21 protein-coding genes and 4 pseudogenes are annotated in these 21917 nt (G+C 57.8%); 18 read left to right on the forward strand and 7 right to left on the reverse strand.

What is annotated here, in order from left to right:
* The 5 genes and pseudogenes from B2J86_RS18135 to B2J86_RS08765 form a co-directional block, all read left to right on the forward strand.
* Window positions 1-117, forward strand: a pseudogene (locus B2J86_RS18135) (single-stranded DNA-binding protein); the annotation flags it as partial.
* Window positions 118-414: 297 nt separating this feature from the next.
* Window positions 415-1509, forward strand: a complete 1095-nt coding sequence (locus B2J86_RS08750; protein WP_254068018.1) for a site-specific integrase — start codon at window positions 415-417, stop codon at window positions 1507-1509.
* Window positions 1493-3031: a site-specific integrase gene (locus tag B2J86_RS08755; protein WP_173025256.1), complete on the forward strand. Its 1539-nt coding sequence runs from the start codon at window positions 1493-1495 to the stop codon at window positions 3029-3031. The genes B2J86_RS08750 and B2J86_RS08755 overlap by 17 nt, the downstream gene beginning before the upstream one ends.
* Window positions 3028-5040, forward strand: coding sequence for an integrase (locus B2J86_RS08760; protein WP_173025257.1), 2013 nt, complete (start codon window positions 3028-3030; stop codon window positions 5038-5040). The genes B2J86_RS08755 and B2J86_RS08760 overlap by 4 nt, the downstream gene beginning before the upstream one ends.
* A complete protein-coding gene (locus B2J86_RS08765) occupies window positions 5037-5471 on the forward strand; it encodes a hypothetical protein (protein WP_173025258.1) in 435 nt (144 codons plus the stop codon). The genes B2J86_RS08760 and B2J86_RS08765 overlap by 4 nt, the downstream gene beginning before the upstream one ends.
* A 74-nt stretch (window positions 5472-5545) precedes the next feature.
* Here B2J86_RS08765 and B2J86_RS08770 read toward each other — a convergent pair whose 3' ends face one another.
* The 3 genes and pseudogenes from B2J86_RS08770 to B2J86_RS08780 all read right to left on the reverse strand — a co-directional run bounded on the left by B2J86_RS08770 (window position 5546) and on the right by B2J86_RS08780 (window position 7651).
* Window positions 5546-5866, reverse strand: coding sequence for a helix-turn-helix transcriptional regulator (locus tag B2J86_RS08770; protein WP_173025259.1), 321 nt, complete (start codon window positions 5864-5866; stop codon window positions 5546-5548).
* A 105-nt stretch (window positions 5867-5971) separates the two neighbouring features.
* Window positions 5972-7235: pseudogene (locus B2J86_RS08775) on the reverse strand (IS3 family transposase).
* Window positions 7236-7318: 83 nt separating this feature from the next.
* Window positions 7319-7651: a helix-turn-helix domain-containing protein gene (locus B2J86_RS08780; protein WP_173025260.1), complete on the reverse strand. Its 333-nt coding sequence runs from the start codon at window positions 7649-7651 to the stop codon at window positions 7319-7321.
* 709 nt (window positions 7652-8360) lie between these two features.
* On the opposite strand from B2J86_RS08780, the gene B2J86_RS18385 reads away from it, so the two are divergent.
* Both B2J86_RS18385 and B2J86_RS18140 read left to right on the forward strand, forming a co-directional pair.
* The gene (locus tag B2J86_RS18385; protein ID WP_173025261.1) at window positions 8361-8576 is read left to right on the forward strand and encodes an MbcA/ParS/Xre antitoxin family protein; all 216 of its coding nucleotides are present in this window, start codon (window positions 8361-8363) and stop codon (window positions 8574-8576) included.
* An 18-nt stretch (window positions 8577-8594) separates the two neighbouring features.
* Window positions 8595-8737: pseudogene (locus B2J86_RS18140) on the forward strand (DNA polymerase V subunit UmuC); the annotation flags it as partial.
* Window positions 8738-8872: 135 nt separating this feature from the next.
* Here the strand turns inward: B2J86_RS18140 and B2J86_RS08790 are convergent.
* Window positions 8873-9865, reverse strand: coding sequence for a DUF3883 domain-containing protein (locus B2J86_RS08790; RefSeq protein ID WP_216842334.1), 993 nt, complete (start codon window positions 9863-9865; stop codon window positions 8873-8875).
* Between the two features lie 162 nt (window positions 9866-10027).
* On the opposite strand from B2J86_RS08790, the gene B2J86_RS08795 reads away from it, so the two are divergent.
* On the forward strand, window positions 10028-10246 hold the full coding sequence (locus tag B2J86_RS08795; RefSeq protein WP_173025262.1) for a dodecin: 219 nt from the start codon (window positions 10028-10030) through the stop codon (window positions 10244-10246).
* A gap of 371 nt (window positions 10247-10617) precedes the next feature.
* Here B2J86_RS08795 and B2J86_RS18145 read toward each other — a convergent pair.
* A pseudogene (locus B2J86_RS18145) lies at window positions 10618-10799 on the reverse strand (hypothetical protein).
* A 208-nt stretch (window positions 10800-11007) separates the two neighbouring features.
* Between B2J86_RS18145 and B2J86_RS08800 the strand changes: the two are divergent.
* The 10 genes from B2J86_RS08800 (at window position 11008) to B2J86_RS08840 (ending at window position 20409) form a co-directional block, all read left to right on the forward strand.
* Complete coding sequence (locus B2J86_RS08800; RefSeq protein ID WP_216842335.1) at window positions 11008-11319, forward strand: type II toxin-antitoxin system HigB family toxin; 312 nt, start codon at window positions 11008-11010, stop codon at window positions 11317-11319.
* Window positions 11316-12524, forward strand: coding sequence for a helix-turn-helix domain-containing protein (locus B2J86_RS08805; RefSeq protein ID WP_173025264.1), 1209 nt, complete (start codon window positions 11316-11318; stop codon window positions 12522-12524). Before B2J86_RS08800 ends, B2J86_RS08805 begins: the two co-directional genes overlap by 4 nt.
* A 255-nt stretch (window positions 12525-12779) precedes the next feature.
* The gene (locus B2J86_RS08810; protein ID WP_173025265.1) at window positions 12780-13085 is read left to right on the forward strand and encodes a multiubiquitin domain-containing protein; all 306 of its coding nucleotides are present in this window, start codon (window positions 12780-12782) and stop codon (window positions 13083-13085) included.
* Window positions 13045-14268: a ThiF family adenylyltransferase gene (locus B2J86_RS08815; RefSeq protein WP_173025266.1), complete on the forward strand. Its 1224-nt coding sequence runs from the start codon at window positions 13045-13047 to the stop codon at window positions 14266-14268. Before B2J86_RS08810 ends, B2J86_RS08815 begins: the two co-directional genes overlap by 41 nt.
* A 19-nt stretch (window positions 14269-14287) precedes the next feature.
* Complete coding sequence (locus B2J86_RS18390) at window positions 14288-14653, forward strand: DUF6527 family protein (RefSeq protein WP_371736355.1); 366 nt, start codon at window positions 14288-14290, stop codon at window positions 14651-14653.
* A gap of 1610 nt (window positions 14654-16263) precedes the next feature.
* Complete coding sequence (locus B2J86_RS08820; protein ID WP_173025267.1) at window positions 16264-16728, forward strand: hypothetical protein; 465 nt, start codon at window positions 16264-16266, stop codon at window positions 16726-16728.
* A gap of 650 nt (window positions 16729-17378) precedes the next feature.
* Window positions 17379-17774, forward strand: a complete 396-nt coding sequence (locus tag B2J86_RS08825; RefSeq protein ID WP_173025268.1) for a RidA family protein — start codon at window positions 17379-17381, stop codon at window positions 17772-17774.
* Between the two features lie 48 nt (window positions 17775-17822).
* Window positions 17823-18662, forward strand: coding sequence for a fumarylacetoacetate hydrolase family protein (locus B2J86_RS08830; protein WP_371736327.1), 840 nt, complete (start codon window positions 17823-17825; stop codon window positions 18660-18662).
* Between the two features lie 30 nt (window positions 18663-18692).
* Window positions 18693-19655, forward strand: a complete 963-nt coding sequence (locus tag B2J86_RS08835; protein WP_173025270.1) for a tripartite tricarboxylate transporter substrate binding protein — start codon at window positions 18693-18695, stop codon at window positions 19653-19655.
* 25 nt (window positions 19656-19680) lie between these two features.
* A complete protein-coding gene (locus B2J86_RS08840; protein ID WP_173025271.1) occupies window positions 19681-20409 on the forward strand; it encodes a GntR family transcriptional regulator in 729 nt (242 codons plus the stop codon).
* 73 nt (window positions 20410-20482) lie between these two features.
* Here B2J86_RS08840 and B2J86_RS18395 read toward each other — a convergent pair whose 3' ends face one another.
* Window positions 20483-20662, reverse strand: a complete 180-nt coding sequence (locus B2J86_RS18395) for a transposase (protein ID WP_371736357.1) — start codon at window positions 20660-20662, stop codon at window positions 20483-20485.
* A 137-nt stretch (window positions 20663-20799) separates the two neighbouring features.
* A complete protein-coding gene (locus tag B2J86_RS08850; protein WP_173025272.1) occupies window positions 20800-21780 on the reverse strand; it encodes an alpha/beta hydrolase in 981 nt (326 codons plus the stop codon).
* Window positions 21781-21917 lie beyond the last annotated feature (137 nt).

A 21917-nucleotide genomic window follows, 5' to 3' on the forward strand; every position in this document is an offset into this window, starting at 1 on the left:
GCGCCCGCCGCGCGCCCCGCCGCCGCGCCCGCATCCCGTCCCGCCCCCGCGCCCATGGCCCCGCCCCCGCGCGCGGCGTCGGGGTTTGACGACATGGACGACGACATCCCGTTCTAAAACGAACTTCATTGCGTTCTTGTTGATACCGAGCCCGTTCTCCGAGAGGAGACGGGCTTTTTTCTTGCCCACACTTTGATTTTGTGGTCTTGTTGTGCTTAAGCTCAACTACTACTTAATGAAAATGGTGGGTAAATGGCCAAGTTTGTAGCAAGGCGCGTACGGTTTCGGAACGGGGAGCGTTTCTCCGTTTTGAGTCGACCTGGAGGGTTACCGGTTCACGAAGTGACTCTGTACTTGGCAAGGTTCCGCAAGCGTGGGCGAGCGGCCAACACCATTCACGCTGTGTGCACGACCATGGCGTTGCTCTATCGGGAGCTGGACAAGGCCGGCATCCCGCTGCTCGAACGTTTGAGGCATGGTCAATTTCTGACGGTGCCGGAAGTCAATCGCTTGGCAGATGCTGCGCAGTATCGAGCGGCGGACCTGTCCTACGAGGATGTCGATTCGCCCAGTCGACCCAACGTAGTTGACATCAAGAAAATACGCATGCGCCGCAAGAGTGTTGGCGATGAAGTCAAGGGGGTTGATGCGGCCAACCAGGCGTCTCGTATCCGGTACATGGCAGACTACTTTGGGTTCCTCTCAGACTACTATGGCGCCACGCTGCCGTCGCCTCAGCGAAAAGAACTTGCGGCTGAAAGTGCTCAGGTGCTCAAGGCGTTCCAAGCCCAAATTCCTAAAGTTTCCAAGAGAGCCAAGATTGGCGCGCGGGAAGGGCTGTCGAAGGAAGACCAAGAAAAGCTACTTGCAATCGTTCACCCAGATTCCCCAGACAACCCGTGGGAGCGAGGGTTCGTCCGACTGCGGAACTGGTTGATAGTCGTGCTCCTGCTCGCCACCGGCATGCGTCGTGGCGAACTGCTCGGCCTGCAGATCGGTGACCTCGATCACAGGCTGCCTCAGTTGCGCATTCTTCGACGAGCCGATGCAGCCGAAGACCCTCGTCTCATCCAGGCCAACACCAAGACAAACGACCGAATACTGGAGCTGCGACCGACCATCATGAGGGCTGTCTGGAGCTACATCAGGAACAACAGAAACAAGATCAAAGCCGCCCGCAAGTATCCGCAGCTCATCGTCGCGGATGACGGACAGCCCTTGTCCGCGAAGAGCGTCGACAAAATGTTTGCGCAGATTCGCGAGGCTTGCCCAGGTTTGCCGGTCACGCTCACGAGCCACGTAATGCGGCACACATGGAACGAGCGATTCTCCGAGCAAGCCGAAAAAATGGGGCTGGCTGAAGTCGTCGAAGAAAGGGCCCGGAATGAACAACAGGGCTGGACCGATGACTCAAAGTCCGGCGCAGATTACACGCGACGTCACACGAGCCGAAAAGGTCGTGCAATCGCTCTGAAACTACAAGAGCAACTCGATGGCCCTAGCAACTGAGCCTTGCTCATCAACCGCACTTGCCGTCACGCTACCGGAGTGCGTCTTCACTCGTACGGGCTCAAGCATTGACCCGAGGAATGATGTCTGGGAATGGACCGACGGCCCGTTCCACGCGCGAATTGACTTCGGACGGTATGACAGTGGATTCAGAACCCTCGTTCCTTTCCTGAAGCAAACGCTGGTTCCATTCTTGAAGAGACATTCCTCCGGATATCTCTTGTGTCTAAACAACGGGTTCTGTAGTTTCGCGATCATGACTGGAAGGGGACTTGAGGGAGTGATCACTCCCCAACACATTTCTAACTATTTGGCTCACCTGCCTGTTGATAGGAGGTGGCGAGTGAGCACGCTCAGCGTGCTGCTTCGAAAGTGGCTGCAGCTTGGCCTCCCGGGAGTTGACGCGAAGTGTGAGACGTACTTGCTGGAACGTCGCATACCTGGCGGCAAGAGGGGGGAGCCCGTTAGAACGCGTGACCCTGTTAGAGGACCTCTCAGCGAGGACGAGTACACCGCCCTCCACTCGGCCGTGAACGCCGCGTACGGGCGCGGAGAGCTCCCCTTGTGGACACTCCTGCTAACAAGGCTTCTCCTCGCCTCTGGCGGTCGCATCTCCCAGTATGCTTCTCTGAAGATCTGCGATTTTGATAGCGCCTCAGCCGTCCTCAACCTGCCGCAAGCGAAAACTCGTGAGCAGCACATGCGGACAAGCTTCCTTGCGTTCGACATCAGCCCTCAAACTGCTCGTCTCATGTCCGACTACATCGTCTCGCTGCGTGAAATGGACCATGATGACCAGTCGCCGTTATTTCCTGCCTCCTTGATCATGCCTGTCGGGCCTCGAAAGAACATTCGATCGGTCGACGACTTGTTCTATGGGCACTGTCTTCCAAGACAACTTTCGAGCTGGTTTGTCCAGCTCGTGGCTGAAGTTGCTCCTCCGACGGCTAGGCTCGACTTCGCACCGTTACCTGTTGCGCCCAAACGGTTCCGATACACGTTCGGAACGCGAATGGCCGAGGAAGGAGCAAGCAGAGTGCTGATAGCGAACCGTCTTGGCCATTCTGACCTACAGCACGTCGAGGTGTATGTTGCAGCCTCGCCTAAGGTCGTGGAGAACATCGACAGGGCAATGGGGACGATGCTCGCGCCGCTCGCCCAAGCGTTTCAAGGGCGAGTGGTCGAGGATGAAGAGCACAGCACCCACAAGGGTGCACCCGGCAGCCGCATCATCGACTTCCGCGTGTCATCTGCGCCCGTGGGCAGTTGCGCGGGCAAAGGCGGCGGCTGCGCATTCAACAAGCCGGTGGCCTGCTATACCTGCTTCCGGTTCGAACCTTGGCTTGACGCTCCTCATGAGAAGGTGCTTCAACGCCTGCAATCCGAGCGCGAAAAATGGTCAGCCGACGAGCGCATGGCGGCGGTGAATGATGAGCCGATTCAGGCGGTCGTAGAAGTTGTCGCCCTCTGTGCACAAATTTGGCAACAGCGCGCCGGAGCGAGCGTTGAGGCCACGTCATGAGCGCCGCCGTTCTCAATTTCACGCCTCGGGTCGAACTGGAGCCTATTGCCAACGTCGCGGTTTTCGTCGAACTGTGCAAGAGCTCGTCTGTCCTGAACGCTGCGGCGCAGTTCGACAAGGACGTCTGGGAGGTGGGGTATCAGAAAGGGCAGAACAAGGTCGTGCGGGCGATCTTCAGCACGCTGGAAGCCTCCGGACGAAACGAACCTGAGCCCAGTCTTCCGTCGCCGTTTCTGGACTTCGCTAAGGCCACCCTCGTGTACCTCCACGACAAGCGGCCAGTGGTTTCACAAGCTGTGCGCATCTCGGCACTTCGATGCTTGGAAGCGGCGTTGCGTGAAGGCACTAAGGGCTCGAGGCCCACGGCTGTAGATGAGACGGTACTGGAAAGTGCAGTGGCGCTTGCTCGGAAGCAGGCGGGTCCAAGCGCGGCATATCGAATCGCAGGGCAACTCGAGTACATCGCTGATTTCATGCGCTCGAAAGATTTCATCACGCTCCGGCAGCGCTGGACCCATGGACTCAAGAAACCGCAAGAGGCAGGTTCGCGCATCTCGAAGGAGGCACTACAGGCCCGCCACGACAAGTTGCCGTCCGCTGCGACCCTCCGTGCTCTCGGTGAAATCTTCTACGAAGCCATCGAGCCCGCTGACGTTATGTTGTCGAGCAACACTGCCTTGATGCTATGCGCGCCGGAGCGCATTAACGAGGTGCTTCGGCTGCGGCGCAACTGCATTGTGGACGGGGACGGCGAGTTTCGGGGAAAGCTCGGGCTTCGCTGGTCTGGGTCGAAGGGCTTCGACAACACGACGAAATGGATCCCTACGGAAATGGCCCCCATCGCCCGCAAGGCCGTCGCAAACATGATCGACATGTCGGCGCCCGCCCAAAAGTTGGCTGCTTGGTACACGGCGAATTCGAATAAGTTGTACCTCCATGAAGGGGCAGCGCATCTCCGGGACAAGCAGGTCCTGACGAAGCAAGAAATCGGCCTTGTCCTTTGGGGCGATGAAACGGCAAAGAGCGCTGCCAACACGTGGGCGCTGATAACCAACAAACTGCCCAAGCAGCCGCTTGGCGGGCGCGCCTTTGGCTTCCTATTCTCAGACGTCGAGCGCGCTGTTATTGCGATGCTGCCTGAGACGTTCCCATACGTGCCCGGTGCTCCGGATCTCCTGTGCCGAGACTCGATTGCGCTCATACGCACGAACGAGATGCATTCAGCGAGAGCGACGTACTTGTGCATGTTTAGCTGCGTTGATCATGGCGTGATCACCAACGCCTTCGGAACTCGCGACGATCGCGCCTCTATTTTTGAGCGATTTGACTACACAGAGGACGATGGCTCTCCTATCGAACTGCGCAGTCATAGCTTGCGCCATTACCTGAATATGCTGGCGCAGACCGGCGGTCTGAGCAGTGCCGAAATTGCCATCTTCTCAGGTCGGAAAGACGTTAGGCAAAACCGCGCTTACGACCACATGACCTCGGCAGAGGTGCAAACGCCTATAAACCAAGCCCTGAAGGATGGCTTCACATCCGAGCTGGAGCCCGTATTGAGCGTCGGGCGCAACCTCGTTGCGCGAGGCGAGTTCAAGGGACTGGGGCTTACGGCTGCGCATACGACGGAGTACGGCTGGTGTGTCCACGACTTTGCAGCCGAGCCCTGCCAAATGTACCGCGACTGCATCAATTGCGAAGAGCAAGAGTGCGTTAAGGGACAGGAGCAAAAGGAGAAGAACCTTCGGTTGCTCAAGAGCGAAACGGAGTACCTGTTGAAGCAGGCGAAGACAGCTCTAAGCGAAGAGGAGTACGGCGCCGATAGCTGGGTCAAGCACCAGTCCGGCACCTTGGAGCGAGTAGGTGCCCTTCTGTCGATTCTGGAGGATCCAGCAGTGCCCGTAGGGGCACGGATCAGGTTGGACGTGGCCAACGCTCCGCTCATCACGACCGGCAATATTCATCCCATAAAGTTCGTCAAGAACACTCGGAGAAGGGCGCAGGCATGAAGAAGGGCAGAGCACCGGACCTTACCAGTGAACGTATTGCCACCGTGCTCGAGACGCTCGACACATGGAAGGTAAAGCTCACTTGGGAACTCTTGCTGGACGCCGTGGAGGCTTCGACGGGCTATCGCTATTCGCGGTTTACCTTTGCTGACTATCCTGAGATTGCCAATGCCTTCTCGCTGAAGAAGGACGCATTACGCGGCGCCTTGCCGCGCTCACGTGGCGAGCCGCGTGACGAACGCGTGCGTGCAGCGCTCGCCCAGGCCGAGCGTGCAACTGCCAGGGCCGATCGGCTGGAGGCCGAGAATAGGCTCCTGACAGAGCAATTTGTGACCTGGGCGATCAATGCCGAACGCAAGGGCGTGACTTTGGATATGTTGAACGCTCAGTTGCCCAAGCCTGAGCGTGACCGGTCTAAAGGGGTGAAGTGAATCGCAAACGGTCAACAGGACACACCATGGAGCCGGTTCTGGCGAAAAAAACACCACACCTGCGCCTAGATCGCTTAGTTCCGTCGCAGAGAAGTTTTTCGATTTGCTCGTCGAAGGGCGTCTTCGACTAAGCCTACGATGGTGCAGCTATCAGTGCCAAGAGCTGAACAGATCTTCAATACGACGAACAATGTCGGCTGGCTCTCGCCGCGTTCAATGCGGCCGTAGTACGAACGTTCGACATTTGCCATGTGCGCCAATGCCTCCTGGGATATTCCGGCAGCTAAGCGACCCTCTCTTACGATTGATCCAAAGGCCGCGGCAACATCAGCGTCGAAACTCGTGGCACCGCGAGGGCGGCCGCGAGCGGGGGAAGGCTTGGCGCGTGGGAGCATCCGGCAGAGCGTCGCCCAGCCGTCTCTTTAAAGCCACGTTATTTAAAACGCAACGGAATGAGAGTTAAGTCGACCTGATGTTGCCCCCGTATTCCCGGCCCCGCCTTATTCGCAATAAAGCGCCTGGTCAGTCACCGCGGCCTGCTGCCTCCTGAACTCCCGAGGCGAGCGCATTTTCAACGAAGAGTGCGGATGCCGCTCGTTGAAGTGCTCGAAGGCCGCTGGCAACTGCGCCAGCACAGTCCGCGCGTCACGCAGGTCCATGCGTGCCACGTAGTCGCGCTTGAAGGTATTCACGAAGCTCTCGGCCATGCCGTTGCTCTGCGGGCTGCAGACGGGTGTGTTGATGGGCTTGAGGCCCAGCGAGCGTGCCAATGCCCGCGTTTCTGCTGCGATGTAGGCACCCCCGTTGTCGCTCAGGAACTCCAACTCGTGGCCTACAGGGACCGCCTCCACCGCCCCAAAGCGCCGCTCCACAGCTTCGATGAGCATCTCGCGCACCGGCTCGCCCGGCAGCCCTTTGCCCTCCCAGGCACGCCAGGCCATCACCTCGCGGTCGCAGCAGTCCTTGGCGAAGGTAGCCGTCACCGTCTGGCCCGAGTCACACTTGATTTCCAGGCCGTCGGAGCACCAGCGCAGGTCGCTGCGCGCTACGGCGACGCGGCCTTCGTGTGTGCGTGTGGACTGGCGCCGGCGCGGTGCCTTGGGCAACAGCAGGCCCGCCCCAGCCATGACGCGGTACACGCGTTTGGCATTGACGCGGGCGGCGCCTTGGCGGTTCGCTGGCGGTTCACCAAGGCACAGGCGCGCCGGTAGCCGTAGCTGGGTAACTCGGCAATCTCCTGGTGCAGTTCGACCAGCAACTCGGCATCGTCACGGGGCGTGCGATGGCTGCGGCCGTCTGTCCAGTCATCACCACGCCCGAGCAGGTCACGCACATGCGAGCGCGCCAACCCCAGCGTCCGGCAGACCGTCTTCACAGGTCTTCCCCGGGCAACAAGGGCGAGCGCGCAAGCCACTTTTTTTCGGCAGCGTACTCCACCGCTTCCTTGAGGATTTCGTTCTCCAAGGTCTTCTTGCCCAGCACGCGCTGGAGCTTGGCGATTTCGGCGCGGGCCGCCGCCAACTCGGACGCCGGGACCACAGCTTCGCCAGCGGAGACTGCGGTCAAGGCGCCTTGACGTTCAAGCTTGCGCCACTGAAAAAGCAAGCTGGCGGCGACGCCTTCCTGACGCGCCACAAGGGACACGCTCATACCCGGTTCATAAGTACGCCGCACGAGCGCCGCTTTCTCGGGCAGGGACCAGCGCCTGCGGCGCTGGTCTTTCAAAATCACCTCCACCGATTCCGTATGCCTAGTCGTATTCATAGTCCTACTCCTATCTCAAAGATAAGCGACAGGACGGGGCCGGGGATTCACGGGGCTATCTCAGACCGAAGAGAGCGACAGAACTATCTCCCCTCTGCATCTTTTCGTGTTCTGCGCTTGTCAGTCGGGTCCTTGCATCTCGTCGCGCGAAACCTCGGATCCGGGACCGGACTGCCCTTCAGATTTTGATCAAGTTCCCTTGTAAACGTAACGAAATCGATTTCCAGGGCGTTTAGCCACGACCAGAGTTCGACGACATCTAGACGTCGAGTACCGCGTTCGACCTTGCTGACTGTTGCTTGACCTCGGCCGAGGCGGATCGCCAAGTCCAATTGCCGGAGCCGCTGTGCTTCACGCTTGCTGCGTAGCAAGCCTAGGAAAACATCATTCTGTCGACTGTGTAGAGACTTGAGCATGGGCTACCTTGAACTGAAACCGTAGTTCAATTTGCCGCGTATTCCGAAAAGGAATCTATCCACTGACAGGGGGTATGGCCATCACGAAAATCCAGGCAGCCAGGTCAAGGTTGAATCAGAATTCGTGCGTTTTATATAACTCAAACTGAAACCGCGCTTGCTCAGCGGATTTTCGGAACCAATGAACCAATGTTTGTGACTTTGCCCCAGCTTTCCATCCCGTATCCCACCGCTCTAGGAGTGCGTGGAGCGCAGTACTGGCGTGCCTTCCACTTGACCTTCCCTCACCCCTGGTTCATCGCCAATTTCAAAACAAATGCAGGGGAAGATGAACTTCATGAGGCATGGTGCATGTCCTCTGATATTGAGCTGGTAGATCGGGTGGAGCATGTTACGGATGAAAGGCTGATTGGTTTGCTCTGTGTCGTACCTCCGTGGAGTTCTTGCACTGGACGGTGGTCATGTCGCGAGGTTAGTTCGATTTGGCGTGCACGAGATCCAGAGCTTGGAGCCCGCACGTTGTTGTTTCGCGACCTAGCGGGCGCTGACTTTGTTGCAGGTTTTCGCGTCGAGGTTGCGGAAAATTTCGTTGATCGAAAGCTTGTCGTGGAAATTCCACTGAGCGGGATTTACAGCCCCTCCGCTACTGACGCTCAATGAGCGCTGCCTTGGCGACTTCTTCCCTGACGGTGGTCAACAGAGGTTTAGGATGCCCATCCAAACGCATGAACATCTGCTTCGGATTCTTGAACTCATTGAGTTGGCTAGCGAAACCTTCGAGTCAACCGTTGAGGTTGCACGGTGGCTATGCAGGCCTCACCCAATGCTAAAAGGCATACCCCCGCTAGTGGCGGTCAAGAGCCCCTTCGGTGCCGAGTGCGTGAAGGAAATCCTCGTTGCCGTCAAACACGGTGGAGCAGTTTGAAATAGGGTCCACGCACCGGTGACCGAGCGGGCACACGTCATTCGCGCCCGGTGTTGCAGTGGGTGGGGATTCCCTGCGGGGTGGGCATCGCCCCGACAAAGACCTTGGCCAAGCTGGCCAACCATGTGGCCAAGACCGCAGAGCGCAAACCGGGCTCCTATGAGCGGAACTGCGGACCGGTCTCGCTGTTCTTGACAGCACCCGCGCCACAAACCAGTTCTGGGCGACGGCGTGGGCCGCGCGCAGGTGTATCTAATTCGCGAGCTCGGCCCGACTCACCAGATAGCAGTTAGGCGTTAACGGTCAGCGCCCCTCAGGTCACAACGCCACACCAGCGGCTCGAAGCCAAAGTACTTCTCAACCTCCCAGCGAACATAGCGTTCGACCTGGCACTCGCCCAGTGCGTTCGTAACGACGGCGAGTTCCCACAAGGGATCTGTACCAGCCTTGAGCCATTCGTTGCGGGTTAGGAAGAACCCTGGCAGGTCAGATGCTGTGCCTTTAACCTCTACGTGGAGGACACTTGATCCATCGTCGGCTAGCACATCGATGTCGTAGCCAAGGTTGAACTTGCTGACGTCTTGTGGGTTCAAACCCTCTTTGACGAAAAGGTCCATCATTTTCTCCATCGATTTGGCTTCGACTAGGTCGCGATGGTCCTGATCCGGAAACCTGAACAGCAGCTCTTCTGAGCCTTCGCCGCTGCGTGGTTGCGTAATAAGATCCTGTGGCTTGTCCGGGTCGACGATCTTGCGGTGCGTAAGGTATTGCTCGATCTCGGCGTCGCTAGGAGCCCAGCCGGGCTCGCCTCTGACGAGGATGGCCCGCTCCCGTGCTTCATCCCAGCGTGCGACGTGCCATGGTGAGTCTTTGATCCGCTGGGCAGGCTTTGAGATCTCGTTGCGCTTCAGTTCATCGATCGACCGCTCATTTGTCTGCAGTACCGCGATGAAGGGTTGTCCAGTGAGTATCTTGCTCATGAGACGTCGGCGGTCGTTGGTCCGTTGAAGCTGTGCTGCACTCATCAGCGCCCCGCCAATCAGTGTGCTCCGCTCTTCCAGCCCCTCCACAGAGAACATTCGGCCATTCAATGGATGAACGCCGACATCCTCGGCCCAGATCGTGAAAATCGGCGCGCCGGTTGGGACTTCCCAAACGTACTCGAAGAGCTTGTTCCTGGCGTCACTGACGCCAAGCTTTTCTAGCACGTCGTAGATGTTCCGCTTGCCATAGTTGATAAAGTACTGGTCTACGACCGCAAGGACTTCCTGAGGAACTTCGTGACGCATGGCATGCTGACAGTTGCTGGGCGAGCCAGCTTAGCAGCTTTCAAGTGATTGGCACCCCGACACGCGAGCGACTGCAATGGGTCGAATGCGACCATACTGTGTTTGCCGTTCGTCCTCGTTCCAAGGTCGGGCTGCCCAATAGGCCCACTGTCAGGAGGTGCCATGTCCAAGCACGTGTACAAGGTCCTGGAGCTCACGGACTCCTCGCCTTCGGGCATAGAAGATGCCGTCAACACGGCCATTGCCAGAGCCAGCGAGATCGTGCGCAATATGCAGTGGTTCGAGGTGGTGGAAACGCGCGGCCATATCCACGAGGGCACGGTCGCCCACTGGCAGGTAACAGTAAAGGTCGGACTCACCCTCGAGGGGCGAGGCGCGTAAGCTGCGGTGAGTTCATCGCGGGACCCATCTGACCTGGAATTTTCGAGCAAACCCAGATCTGGGGCTGCTTCCGACCAGGAGCCTTCCCGTGAGGCAGAGAGCCGAGTGTCGGCTTCAGGCGGCGGATTCAACCGGTCGATGCAACACACTAACCACCGCATAGGCGGCAGGAGTGTTGCAGATTAAACAGTCTTGCCGGGATGTGTCCAGAAGACAAAGGCATCGCGTGTCGCGGTGCGCTGCCGCTCGGCGGGGCATCGGGATAGGAGGACAGGCCACGCATGGGGCTGTCCAGGTGCAGGTCTGCGGTGTGAACGAATTTCACGCGAGAAGCTCCTCTTGATTGCCCATGGCCGGACCTGGCGGCAGCCTCACCTGTGGGGGGCGATCCAGTGGCTCCAGACACCGCGCATCCAAGCGCCCAGGTAGATCACGCTCACAATGAAAGTGCCCCATTGGTCTCCTTCCATGCGGCGTAAAACCAGGCGAGCTGGCCCAGCATGCCGAAGATGCAGGCCCAGCGCCGCAGCTTCTCGCTGCGCGCCTGGGACAGCTAGGCTGCGAGGGCGCCGAACAGGGCGATGGCGAATTGGTCGAGTTCCATGTAGCGATTGCGCATGACTGGATGAAATCACAGCACCCAAACTTCTCGACAGCACGAACAGCCGGGCAAATTCGTCGGCGTAAAGAAATGCTGTGCAAATAATCTGCTTGCATCCCTAGTTGGGATGTGTAAGATGCATCCCAACTAGGGATTAATGATGCAGATCTTCGGCAAATCCAGACTTGAAAGTTTTGCGCAAGAGCACGAAGACTCGCGTGTTCCCTTGGGCGCGTGGCAGCTGGAAGCTGAGGAGGCTCAGTGGAGCTGCCCCGAAGAGGTCCAGGCAAGGTATGCCAACGCCGTCGTCCAGCCAGACCGCGTCATTTTCGACATCAAGAGCCTGTACAAGATTCACGTGAAAGCCAAATTTAACCAAGGGGTGCTGTTGATTGACAAGGTGTGGGCGATCGCCACACCCAAACCGGCGGGACGTGTCAGCCGTACTGCCGCCATCAGGAGCAAAGCATGATTCAAACAGTTCGTGTACTGAAGAGCGAGCAAGATCTTGAGAATGCGCTCAGCCGTTTGGGCGAGTTGATGGACCAGGAGTTTCAGCCAGGCTCTGACGAAGAGGCTGAATTTGATCTGCTGAAACTGGTCATCGACAGCTATGAATCCAAGCGCTTTAGCAGCCCAACGGTGACCCCTTTGCAAGCCATCGAGTTCCGGATGGAGCAGCAGGGACTGAGCCGCAAGGACCTCGAACAGTTCATTGGCTCCCAATCCAAGGTTTCTGAAGTGCTCGCTGGCAAACGCCCTCTGAGTCTGCAGATGATCCGTCAACTTCACAAAGGACTCGGCATCCCGGCCAAGGCGCTGCTCGTCTCAGCTGACGAAGCTGAAGTCGATGTGGCGGATGAGGAAACCTACGCTTATGAGAAGTTTCCGCTGAAAGAGATGCGTCAGCGAGGTCTGTTGGATAGCGATGAGAGCGACAAAGCACGTGACCAAGTGCGCGCTTTTCTCCAGCGCATCGCTCAGTTGGATGTTGAACCCGCATTGTTGCGTGCGCCACTCCACCAAAGCGGCGCACGCATCATGGACACGTACGCGCTCCTGATCTGGCGTGCTGTGGTCGTCGACAAGGCGCATCGCAACCCGCCATTGGGAATCTACAGAAAGGGCTCAATCACAACGACTTGGCTGCGCGACTTAGCGAAGCTCTCATGCTTTGATCGAGGGCCTCAGTTAGCTCAGGAGTACCTGAGCCAGCACGGCATCTGCTTGGTGATCGAAGCACCCTTCAAGAAGACCTACCTTGATGGCTGCGCGATGCTCGACGGAGACCGCCCGATTGTGGGGCTGACCCTTCGCCACGACCGAATCGACAATTTCTGGTTCGCGTTGTTACACGAAGTGGTCCACGTGCAAAGGCACTTGACAGTCGATTGCCGCTTCATCGCTGACAACCTAGATGACAAAGGACGCATTGGGCAGGCGCAGGAGGACGAGGCCGATGCTGGGGCGCGCGACGCACTGATCCCGCCAGAGCTCTGGGCCACAGCGGTGGTGCGTGACACCCACGATGCAGAGGATGCGCGAGCGTTGGCCAGGCAAGCGGGAGTGCATCCGGCAATCGTGGCGGGGCGCGTGCGGCATGAAACCGGAAACTGGCGCCTGCTCAGCAGCCTGATCAGCGAGGCAGGCTCTGTGAAGGCATGCTTTTCGGAGTAACGCAATGAATGCGGAAACCGATTTCAATCAACGACAGGAGGGCCGAATGATCAACCATAAATAAGAACAACCGAATGCCTAAGCACTCGGCCGCGGGGTGACGAGCTTGTGACTCGCCGGATTGGCGTCTGCGATTGTCCATAGCCCGTTACTCCCAGTCAAGCGTTATTGGTACCGGCCAGGTCAGCCGGTAGAAGCTGAGGCATGCCTACTCGGCGCCAAGGCACATCCCAATGCTCAACTGTGGAATCCACCATGAGTAACGAAAATTTGAACGAACACGGCCGCGACCATGACAAAGGCGGCAAGGACAAAGACGACAAGCTCGTCACCATCTACGTTGAAACGAAGCCTCACCGCTGGCCGAAAAACGAGCCGATCTCGTTTGTCCAAGTTGTGCAGCTTGAAGTTCCAAGCTACACCCCCCAGTCGAACATCACCTACTCGGTGAAATGGACCAGGGGCAACGGCGACAAACCCGAGGGCATTCTGGTCCCTGGCGCTTCCGTGAAGGTGAAAGATGGCATCCGTTTCACAGTTTCGGAAACTGGTCAGTCGTAACCAGGACATCGCCAAGCTGGTCGAGACGGGTTATGCAGTCACTTTCGATAGTGGCTGGATGATCCTGCGGGACATCCCATATCTCGACCAGCATCGCGAGCTGCACTGGGGCGCAATTGCCACCAAGCTGGTGCCCGTTGACGGCGCCGGCCTGGTGACCCAGGAAGACCACACCATTCTGTTCGCAGGGGCCCACCCCTGTGGGTTGGATGGTCTGACGATTCCAGCGATAGACGCTGGAAAGCACGAACTACAGCTCTCCAGCGCATGCGCGGATGTCGTAGTCCAACGCCGTTTTTCCAACAAACCGATTGTGGGAGGTGTTCACCAGGGGTTTGCCAATTTCTTTGACAAGATCGAAAGCTACGCGGGGATCATTGCTGGACCGGCGATGGAGGTTTATCCCGATAGGGCAAAGCCTTTGACGTTCAGGTCCGTGGAGGACGCGCCAGAGCCCTCCGTGTTTCGCTACCAAGACAGCCTGACCTCCAAGGCGGAAATCTCCGATCTCTCTAACAAGCTGCAGGGTGACATCATTGCCATCATCGGCTTGGGGGGAACCGGTGCTTACACCTTGGACTACATGGTCAAGACGCCGGTGCGTGAAATACGTGGATTCGATGGCGACGACTTTCATGTCCACAATGCCTATCGCTCCCCGGGCCAGCTTGACGAAAAGGAGTTGGGACTCCGAAAAGCTGCCGTCTACCAGGGTAGATACGAGAGCTTTCGAGATGGTGTGCGGCTAGTTTCGCAGTACGTTGATGCCGACTCGGCAAGCGCATTTGAGGGGGTGACCTTCGCCTTCGTTTGCGTCGACAAAGGGTCCTCGCGCTCCGGAATCTTTGACCTGTTGATTGGTCTTGGCATTCCATTCATCGATGTTGGAATGGGCCTTAAAAGGGCAGGAGGACCGTTGAGCGGCATGCTGCGCGCAACATACTTCCCTCCGGAAAAGGCTCAGTCGATGCGTGAGAAGGGTTTGGCAGAAATGCATGATGGTCCGGAAAATCTATACCGGACCAACGTGCAAATCGCGGAGCTGAATGCTTTCAACGCTGCGTTAGCGGTGATGCGCTTTAAGCAACTGCGCGGGTTCTACACTGAGGCTGAATCACTTAGCCATCTCCTGTTCGACCTGGCGGACTTGAAGATCGTGGGGCAAACTGACCATGAGATTTGAAGTACAGAACGTAGTGGCTATGCCTCAAACCCTCGCACCTGGCGTCTTGTACGTCTCGCGAGAGTTTGAGACGGCGCATCATCTTTGCGCATGTGGATGCGGACACAAAGTCCGTACGCCCTTGAGTCCAGCGGAGTGGCAGGTGTTCGAAACCCCGCAAGGGGTGACGATGCATCCTTCGATTGGAAGTTGGCAAGTCCCCTGTAAGTCTCACTACCTGATTCAGGAAGGCGAGGTCGTATGGGCAGGTCGGTGGAGCGACTCCCAGATTGCTGCGGGCCGAGCTCGGGACCAAAGAAAGTTGCATGCCTATGTGAAGAGTCGCAATGCGAAGCTTCCAAGCTGGTGGCGAAAACTGCTGCAGTGGGTGGGCATCGGCTCTTAGTCAACAACATGCACTCCCCTTGGAAGAAGATCTTCCAAGGGGGCAAGGGGGGCCGATACCCTCAGCTTAGTCTTGGCAATAGGCGATGAAGACAGCTTTTGACACACGAAGGCTGCCGGCATCGCGATTCAGCGAAGCTACCAAGTGGGCTGTGATTCATAGCGCCGTGCGGTCATCGACTACCTGCTTCAGGCCGAACGAGAGGCATTGCCTACCGAATGCCGACTGATCTTCGCCTTTGTACTGATGGAGAACCTAAAGCATACGTACGCCGTGAGCGAGGGCATTGCGTTTGCCAATGGCTTCTTCCGAATAGGCCCGAGTCCAAAGGACGCAACGATCTCATGAGCTGTCTCTCAGGAACGACACGCAAAGCGGTCTGATGAGGAGCGGACCATGTACGGCTTAATTGCGTGCGCAAGCTATAGTGTTTGAAACGACTTCCCCACGGACCTGAACCAGCAACGTGTGGCGTGTAGCGCAGGAGGAGCGGCGGGTTTCATGGCTGAATTTAGTACTGTGTTGATATGCACCAACATGCCGCAGAGCTAGGCTACAAGCCCCTTGATGCGCTTTCTGCGCGCCAATTTCGACCGCAAGCGCCAGATATGGCCTGCGGGCTGGTGCGGTCTATATTACGTTTGAGCTCGGGAGGCAGACTGTGACGATCCAACACGGAGCGATCCCCGCACACTGAAACTACTTTCTAGCTCTCGAGGAGGATGTGCATGCGCTTTCGCGATGGATTGAATTCTCGCAAGCGAATGAGGCGACGTACTCGATTGAGCTGGCAAGGTTGCTGATGAACGCCGCTGCCGAAGCGGACGTGGTAGCGAAGGCCGTCTGCGCTCGCATTCGTCCAGGTGCGAACGCTGATTCAATACACAAGTATCAGGACCTACTGTGCGAAGTGGCGCCGATAATCGTTGCGTCGTCAGTTGCCATGCCGCGCTTCGGTATGACCTTCCAGCCATGGTCCAACTGGCAGACTGCACGGAACCCCCAGACTGGTGGTCCGGGAACAATAAGGTCAAGCACCATCGGGCCAATCACTTCAAGGAAGCAAACCTGAAGAATGTGCTGAATGCTTGCGCAGCTCTATTGGTGCTGCTCCTTGTGTATTACAGCGCGGAGCGGCCGTACATTTTCCCGGCCCCACGGATCTATGTTCCCCAAACCTTCGGCCTCATTGAGGGCGAGGCCGTCCGATTGATGAATCCCGACGGGACCAACTTTCCATGGTGAGTGCCCACGATTCAAACTTGAGGAAGGGCGTCGCGCCGAGCCCTCACTTGGCAATCTACGTGGACGTCCTATTGGCCAGCTTTCGCCAGCCTACTGTCCGCCGGTCATTTCTAACTTGGGCATATCCATCAACCATGTGGTACGAATCGCTCCCGAGTGGCTGGTCATGGGACTCGCTTTGGTATGGATACACCCGCTGTGGTTGCGGGGGGATTCGAAACAACGGGAGTGTCTGCGGTGCCTGCAATGAACCGCTCAGCCCACCCGCGGAAATGTTCGTCCAGGGCCCCAATGGCCGGCAGTTCCCTATCGCGCACGCTGTCCCCGGAGGCGAAGGCCGATACGAAGACTACGTTTATCTCCGAATGCTTGAACGGGAATGGCTTCGTCCCCTGAGCGATGAGGATCGATTTCTCGGAATCGTTGAGCAGCACCGTCCGTCAGCTCGTGCAATTGTTGTTCTGACGTTCTGGACCTACTTCGAGACGAAAGTCGACAGACTGTATCGTACGGCAGGCCGGCAACTTCCGGAAAGGGTTGTTGAGGACTTCATGCTTCGTCATTCAAGCATCGGGGTTCGCGTGGATCGAGCGTATCGAGTGTTTTTCGGCACCAACTACTGGAACGATTTGAAAGCTCAAGGCTTTTCAGATACAGCTGAACTCCTGCAGAGGGTGCACAAATGCAGAAATCAGTTCGCGCACGGGCAGCCCGAAGCAATAGACGATAAGCTCGTTGAGGCTTTAGTGGCGGGCTTGCAGCGAGAACACGAGGCTTGGATCTCGGTTTTCAACAAGCGAGTGAATCACCTTGATGTACGTGATGCCTAACTGGTCGGTCGACCGAACACCAACACAGGCCATGCCTTCGGCATTCTCATGGCCTGTGTTGGTGCCCTCCGCCCTCGGGCTACGGCGCCGCTTACCTTGGGCGTTGAGCACCTGCTATCTCCAACTGCCACCGACTGCTCCTGGCCGATAGTACGCGTTCGACGGTATGGAGCGGATGACTGCAATCGCTGCAAAGCACTCACTGGGGATGCTGGCTGAAAGTTCTAAACGGGTCCACAACTGTCCCATGTCACCAGCCGCAACGGACGCTGAGCTGACGTACCGCAAAAGCGCCAGCAGCTTTAGCCCATCCAAACAACTGGGCCGTGACCTTATCCCGATTGCACCTGCGCCTCAACGCCCAGATTGCATAAATGCGTTTACGCCAACGCCGCACTGCGCTGCGCCATAGCGACCAAATCAGTTTTCTGGCTTCCTCGCTGACCAGATGTTCTCGGAATCTCGGCCTCTGAGCCAACAAATGGTGGGGCGGCACGTGAGCAAACAGCCTCGCGACTGCACCCGCTAACCCTTCTGAACGTGACCAACAAAGGCATCTCGCTGAAACCTAGCGTAAACCCGCATTTAAAACAAACATATCACTGATATATTACTAACACATCAACAACATTTCATTCAAGGAGCCCCTGGTGTCCATCAAAATCCGTATCACTTCTCCCCACGTTGCCGAAGCCGCCGAAGGTCTTTGGTCGAACTGCTTGCGCTTTGGCGACGCGGTCTACCTGTCTGGCCTGACGTCACGCGCGAACGACGGGCAGACGATCCAAGGCAATGACGGCTATGAGCAAGGCAAGGTGATCTTCCAGAAAATGAAGCACCTTATGGAAGCGGCCAACGGCAAGATGGATGACATCGTGTCCATGACCATTTTCGTGACAGACATGAAGCACAACCAAGGTGTGTGGAAGGCCCGCAGGGAGTTCTTTACCGGCGACTTTCCTGCCTGCGCATTGGTTCAGGTCTCTGGCCTCGCAAAGCCCGAAATCCTGGTCGAGATCCAGGCCGAAGCACGTCTGCCTGCATAAGCGATGCGGATACTTCGTTTCCTTCAAGCGGGCGCGCCTTGCTACGGTGTGCTCAAGCCCGACAATCTGGTGATGCCCTTGCCTGGGATCACGAGTTTTGAGGAGCTTCGTAGTCACCTCCGTGAGGTCACTGTCGCAGGCGACAGCCCTCTGCTTTCTTTGGACACGCTCACGCTGGTGTCGCCTATCGACCCACCGCGCAACATCCTGTGTGTCGGTTGGAACTATCTCAAGCATTTCGACGAAAGCCTGGGCAAACGCGAAGGCCAGGACGTTCCACTGCCCGACCGTCCCACCTTGTTCACCAAGCTGCCTACCACCGTCGCGGGCCCCTATGACGCACTTCCGCTTCAGCAGTCCTACACCGACAAGCTCGACTGGGAAGTGGAGCTGGCGGTAATCATTGGCACCGGCGGGCGAGACATCAGTGAGCACGACGCCTTGTCGCACGTATTTGGCTACACCGTTGCCAATGACATCAGTGCACGGGACCTGCAGCGGGCGCATGGCGCGCAGTGGTTCAAAGGCAAGAGCCTCGACTGCACCTGTCCCATGGGGCCCGTGCTTGTGACGGCCGATGAAATCACCAATCCGCAGGATTTGGCAATTGCCTGCTACCTCAACGGAGAAGTAGTTCAGTCGGGGCACACCAGTCGCCAGATCTTCTCGGTGGCTCGCGTCATTGCTGAAATTTCGGCGGGCCTGACGTTGCTGCCCGGCGACGTCATCCTGACCGGGACGCCGGAAGGAATTGGCGCAGCCCGCACTCCACCCGTATTCATTCGTGACGGCGACACCATTGAATGTGAAGTTCAAGGTATCGGGCGACTACGCAATACGTTCAAAGCACAACTGCGCGACGCACAACCGGGACGTCACCAGGGCTGAAAACGTCCAGTCTATTTCGAAAGATTTTGTATGAAAAGCATTCTTGCCTGCCTTGCCATGACGGCCCTCACCGTAGCGTCACCCGCCAGTTTTGCGCAGACTGGTCAGCCCACGCTCACGATGATCGTTCCCTACACCGCTGGGGGCTCTTCCGACTCCATCGTACGCGCCATGGGACAGGCGATCACGCGCCAGCACAACATACCGGTGGTTGTGGACAACAAGCCAGGCGGGGGAACTTATATCGGCGCCCAAAGCTTGCTCAGCAAACCTGCCGACGGCCACACCGTGTTCATGATGGGTTCCAGCACCGTCATCAACCCCTACCTGCTCGGCAAGGCACCCTACGACGTTGCCCGGGACTTCGCGCCGGTGTCCGGGGTTGCGGAAAATCCGCATGTACTGGTCGTCAATCCATCGGTTCCTGCCAAAACAGTGCAGGAATACCTGGCATTCGCCAAGGAGAGGAAGGATGCGAGTTTCTACTCGTCCTTCGGCAACGGATCCTCTGGTCACCTGGGCTTCGAACTCTTCAAGAGGAAGACCGGGATCACCCCTTCGCATGCTCCCTACAAGGGCGGCGCCCCAGCGCTCATGGCGGTGCTAAGTGGTGAGGTCAATGCCACGTTTGCCGATGTCGGAACAGCTGCGCCGCACATCGCGGCCGGAAAACTCCGGGCCTTGGGCGTCGTCGGCCCCAAGCGCTCGCCAGCACTGCCCGATGTGCCTACTTTCGGCGAAGCAGGCGTGCCCGGTATTACTTCCCAAAGCTGGTTTGTCATGGTGGCCCGCAATGGCACACCACCTGCCCAACTGGCGCGTCTCACCGAGATCTTGGGAGAATCCCTCAAAGATGCGGAGGTCAAAAAGGCGCTTGCTGCACAAGGCATGGAGCCCCTTAACATGGCACCCAGCGCCATCTCCAGTTTTCTCAAGGACGAAGGCTTGAAGTTTCAGACCGTGATCCGCGAAGCTAAAATTCAAGCCGATTGAGTTTTGCTATAGGGCTTTGCACTGAATGACATCTCCTTCTCACGACACCAGTGCAGAGCCCTCTCCCGCCAAGAAATCGCGCGCCATACAACCTTCGTTGGCCGAGCAGGCCTATGTCACGCTCAAACAACTGGTGCTACAGCATGAGTTGCGCGCTGGTGACCAGCTCAACATCATTGAGCTGAGCGAACAGCTCAGCATAGGGCGAACACCGCTGCACATGGCCATTCACCGGTTGGCCGCGGAAGGTCTGCTGGAAATAGTGCCCCGAAAAGGGATTTTCGTCCGGGCTGAAACGCTGGAGAGTTTTCACGAACTGCTGTCTGCCCGATTGCTTGTGGAGCCGTATCTGGCACGCATGGCATCGATTCACGCTGATGCCCCTCTTCTCGAGGAGCTCGACAGCATCGTTGCCCGGGCTTGGGAATGCCACAACGCAGATGATCGGCGCGGCAGCATGACGGCGGATCGGCTTTTTCATCAGACCATCTATGCGGCAGCAGGTAATGCCATCCTGACCACCTTTGCGCTCAGTCTGCTTGATCGGTCCATGAGCATGTGGTACCAGCCTTCCGGATCGCCTTCACAGGACAAGCCGAACGTGCTTGAACTCGAAGAAATGCTGAGCGTGTTCAAGAACGGAACTCCAGAAGAAGTGGAAGCTTCCATGCGCACCCATATTGAAACGGTGCGCGACAAGTACTGGCGTTCCTCCAACGCGAAGTCCATGGGGTTGTCGCCGACCAAAAATTGACCGTGTCCGTCTAGGGCGTGTCATCAGTCAAGCTCCGAGTGCGCTACGCGGCCGAATAGCGCTGTCGTGACAGTCAAACCATAGCAACGGCAAGGTGGAGCGCCCCGAGGAAGTTACGAGCCGTCTTGTCGTAGCGCGTGGCAATAGAGTGGTACTGCTTGAGCCGAGCGAAGAAGTTCTCAATGACGTGGCGCGCCTTATACAGGTGCTGGTCGTAGTTGCGCGGCTCCTTGCGGTTGCTGCGCGGGAGAATGACGACACTTTCTGGAGGTCGCTACTCCTGTCAAATGTTGGACATCCGGTATCGATAGTAAGCAGTAGCAGCTATTGGCCGGATGCATGAGGTGGGGACGACAGCCAAGACATGTCGGTAGCCAATGGGCAATGGGGTTAGACCCCTCGCTTTGGCATCGCTTCCACCGCTTGAACAGCCGCATTGACAGCGCGAGAATCGAGCGTGAGCGCGATATGCCCGATGCCCGGCAGCAGCGTCACCGGCCAGTCTTTGCCTTGCGCGCGAAAGATTGCCTCAAGCGTGTCTGTCTTGAAGACCTCATCGCTTGCTCCTGCCACTACCGCCACCGGCTGGTGCACCGCCCTGATGTTCGCCTCGTAGTCTCTTTGCGGCTGAAAGTTGGCGGCCAAGGAAAAGGAGTACGTCGGCGTCAGAAATGTCTTCGCCTCCTCACTGAGCGCGAAGTTGGTTACTGGCAGAGCGTTGAACCTGCGGATGCCGAGCCGGCTCAAGACAGCCAGGCCGACGACTCGCGGGATGCCAACGCTGACCCACCCGCCACTGCCGGGCCGAAAGTTCGCAGCCTCATGGCTGAGATACGGCGACAGCAGCAGGTAACTCTGGAACGCGTCTTGTCGCTCGCTGCCGGCGAAACGCAGCACAAAGCCGCCGCCAGAAGAAAACCCAGCAAGTGTTGACGGTTTTGCCAACGACACCATCTGCACGAACGCTGCGAGGTCGTCTTCCAGTTGGCCGATGTAGTCAATCGTGCCCTTTGCGCCCGAGGCGCCGTGTCCTCGCATGTCCAGCGCATAAGCCTCGTAACCGGCCTTGGCAAACGCCTTGGCCAGCACATGCATGCTGTTGCTGCTCGCTGACGAGCCGTGAACGAGAACGACACTTCCCTGGGGTTCTCCTGCAGTGGCGTAGCGGCGATAGGCCAGCACGGTGCCTCCCTCACCCTTGTAGCGCAACAGAGGCGGCAAGTCCGAGAAGTCAACGGCCTCAAATGGGCTGTTGATGCTTTCCATCGGCGGCATCGGCTTGGGACCGCCAAACGCAATCGCGACGGCAAGTGCTGCGGCGATGAGCGCAGCGAGCGCGATGGCGATCTTCGACAGGAGGGACCTGTGCATTGTGCGCAGTCTACGCCTCCCGACTCAGGCGCCGCCTCCTGGGGCGACAACTCGAGCAGCTGAACAGGCTTTCAGCCGGTCGCGCCAGAGAAGTCAGCGCGGCAGCTCTCGCAAGTGAGAGCTACATCGGCAATACA

It is taken from the genome of Acidovorax sp. SRB_14, assembly GCF_012932145.1.
GTDB lineage: Bacteria > Pseudomonadota > Gammaproteobacteria > Burkholderiales > Burkholderiaceae_C > Simplicispira.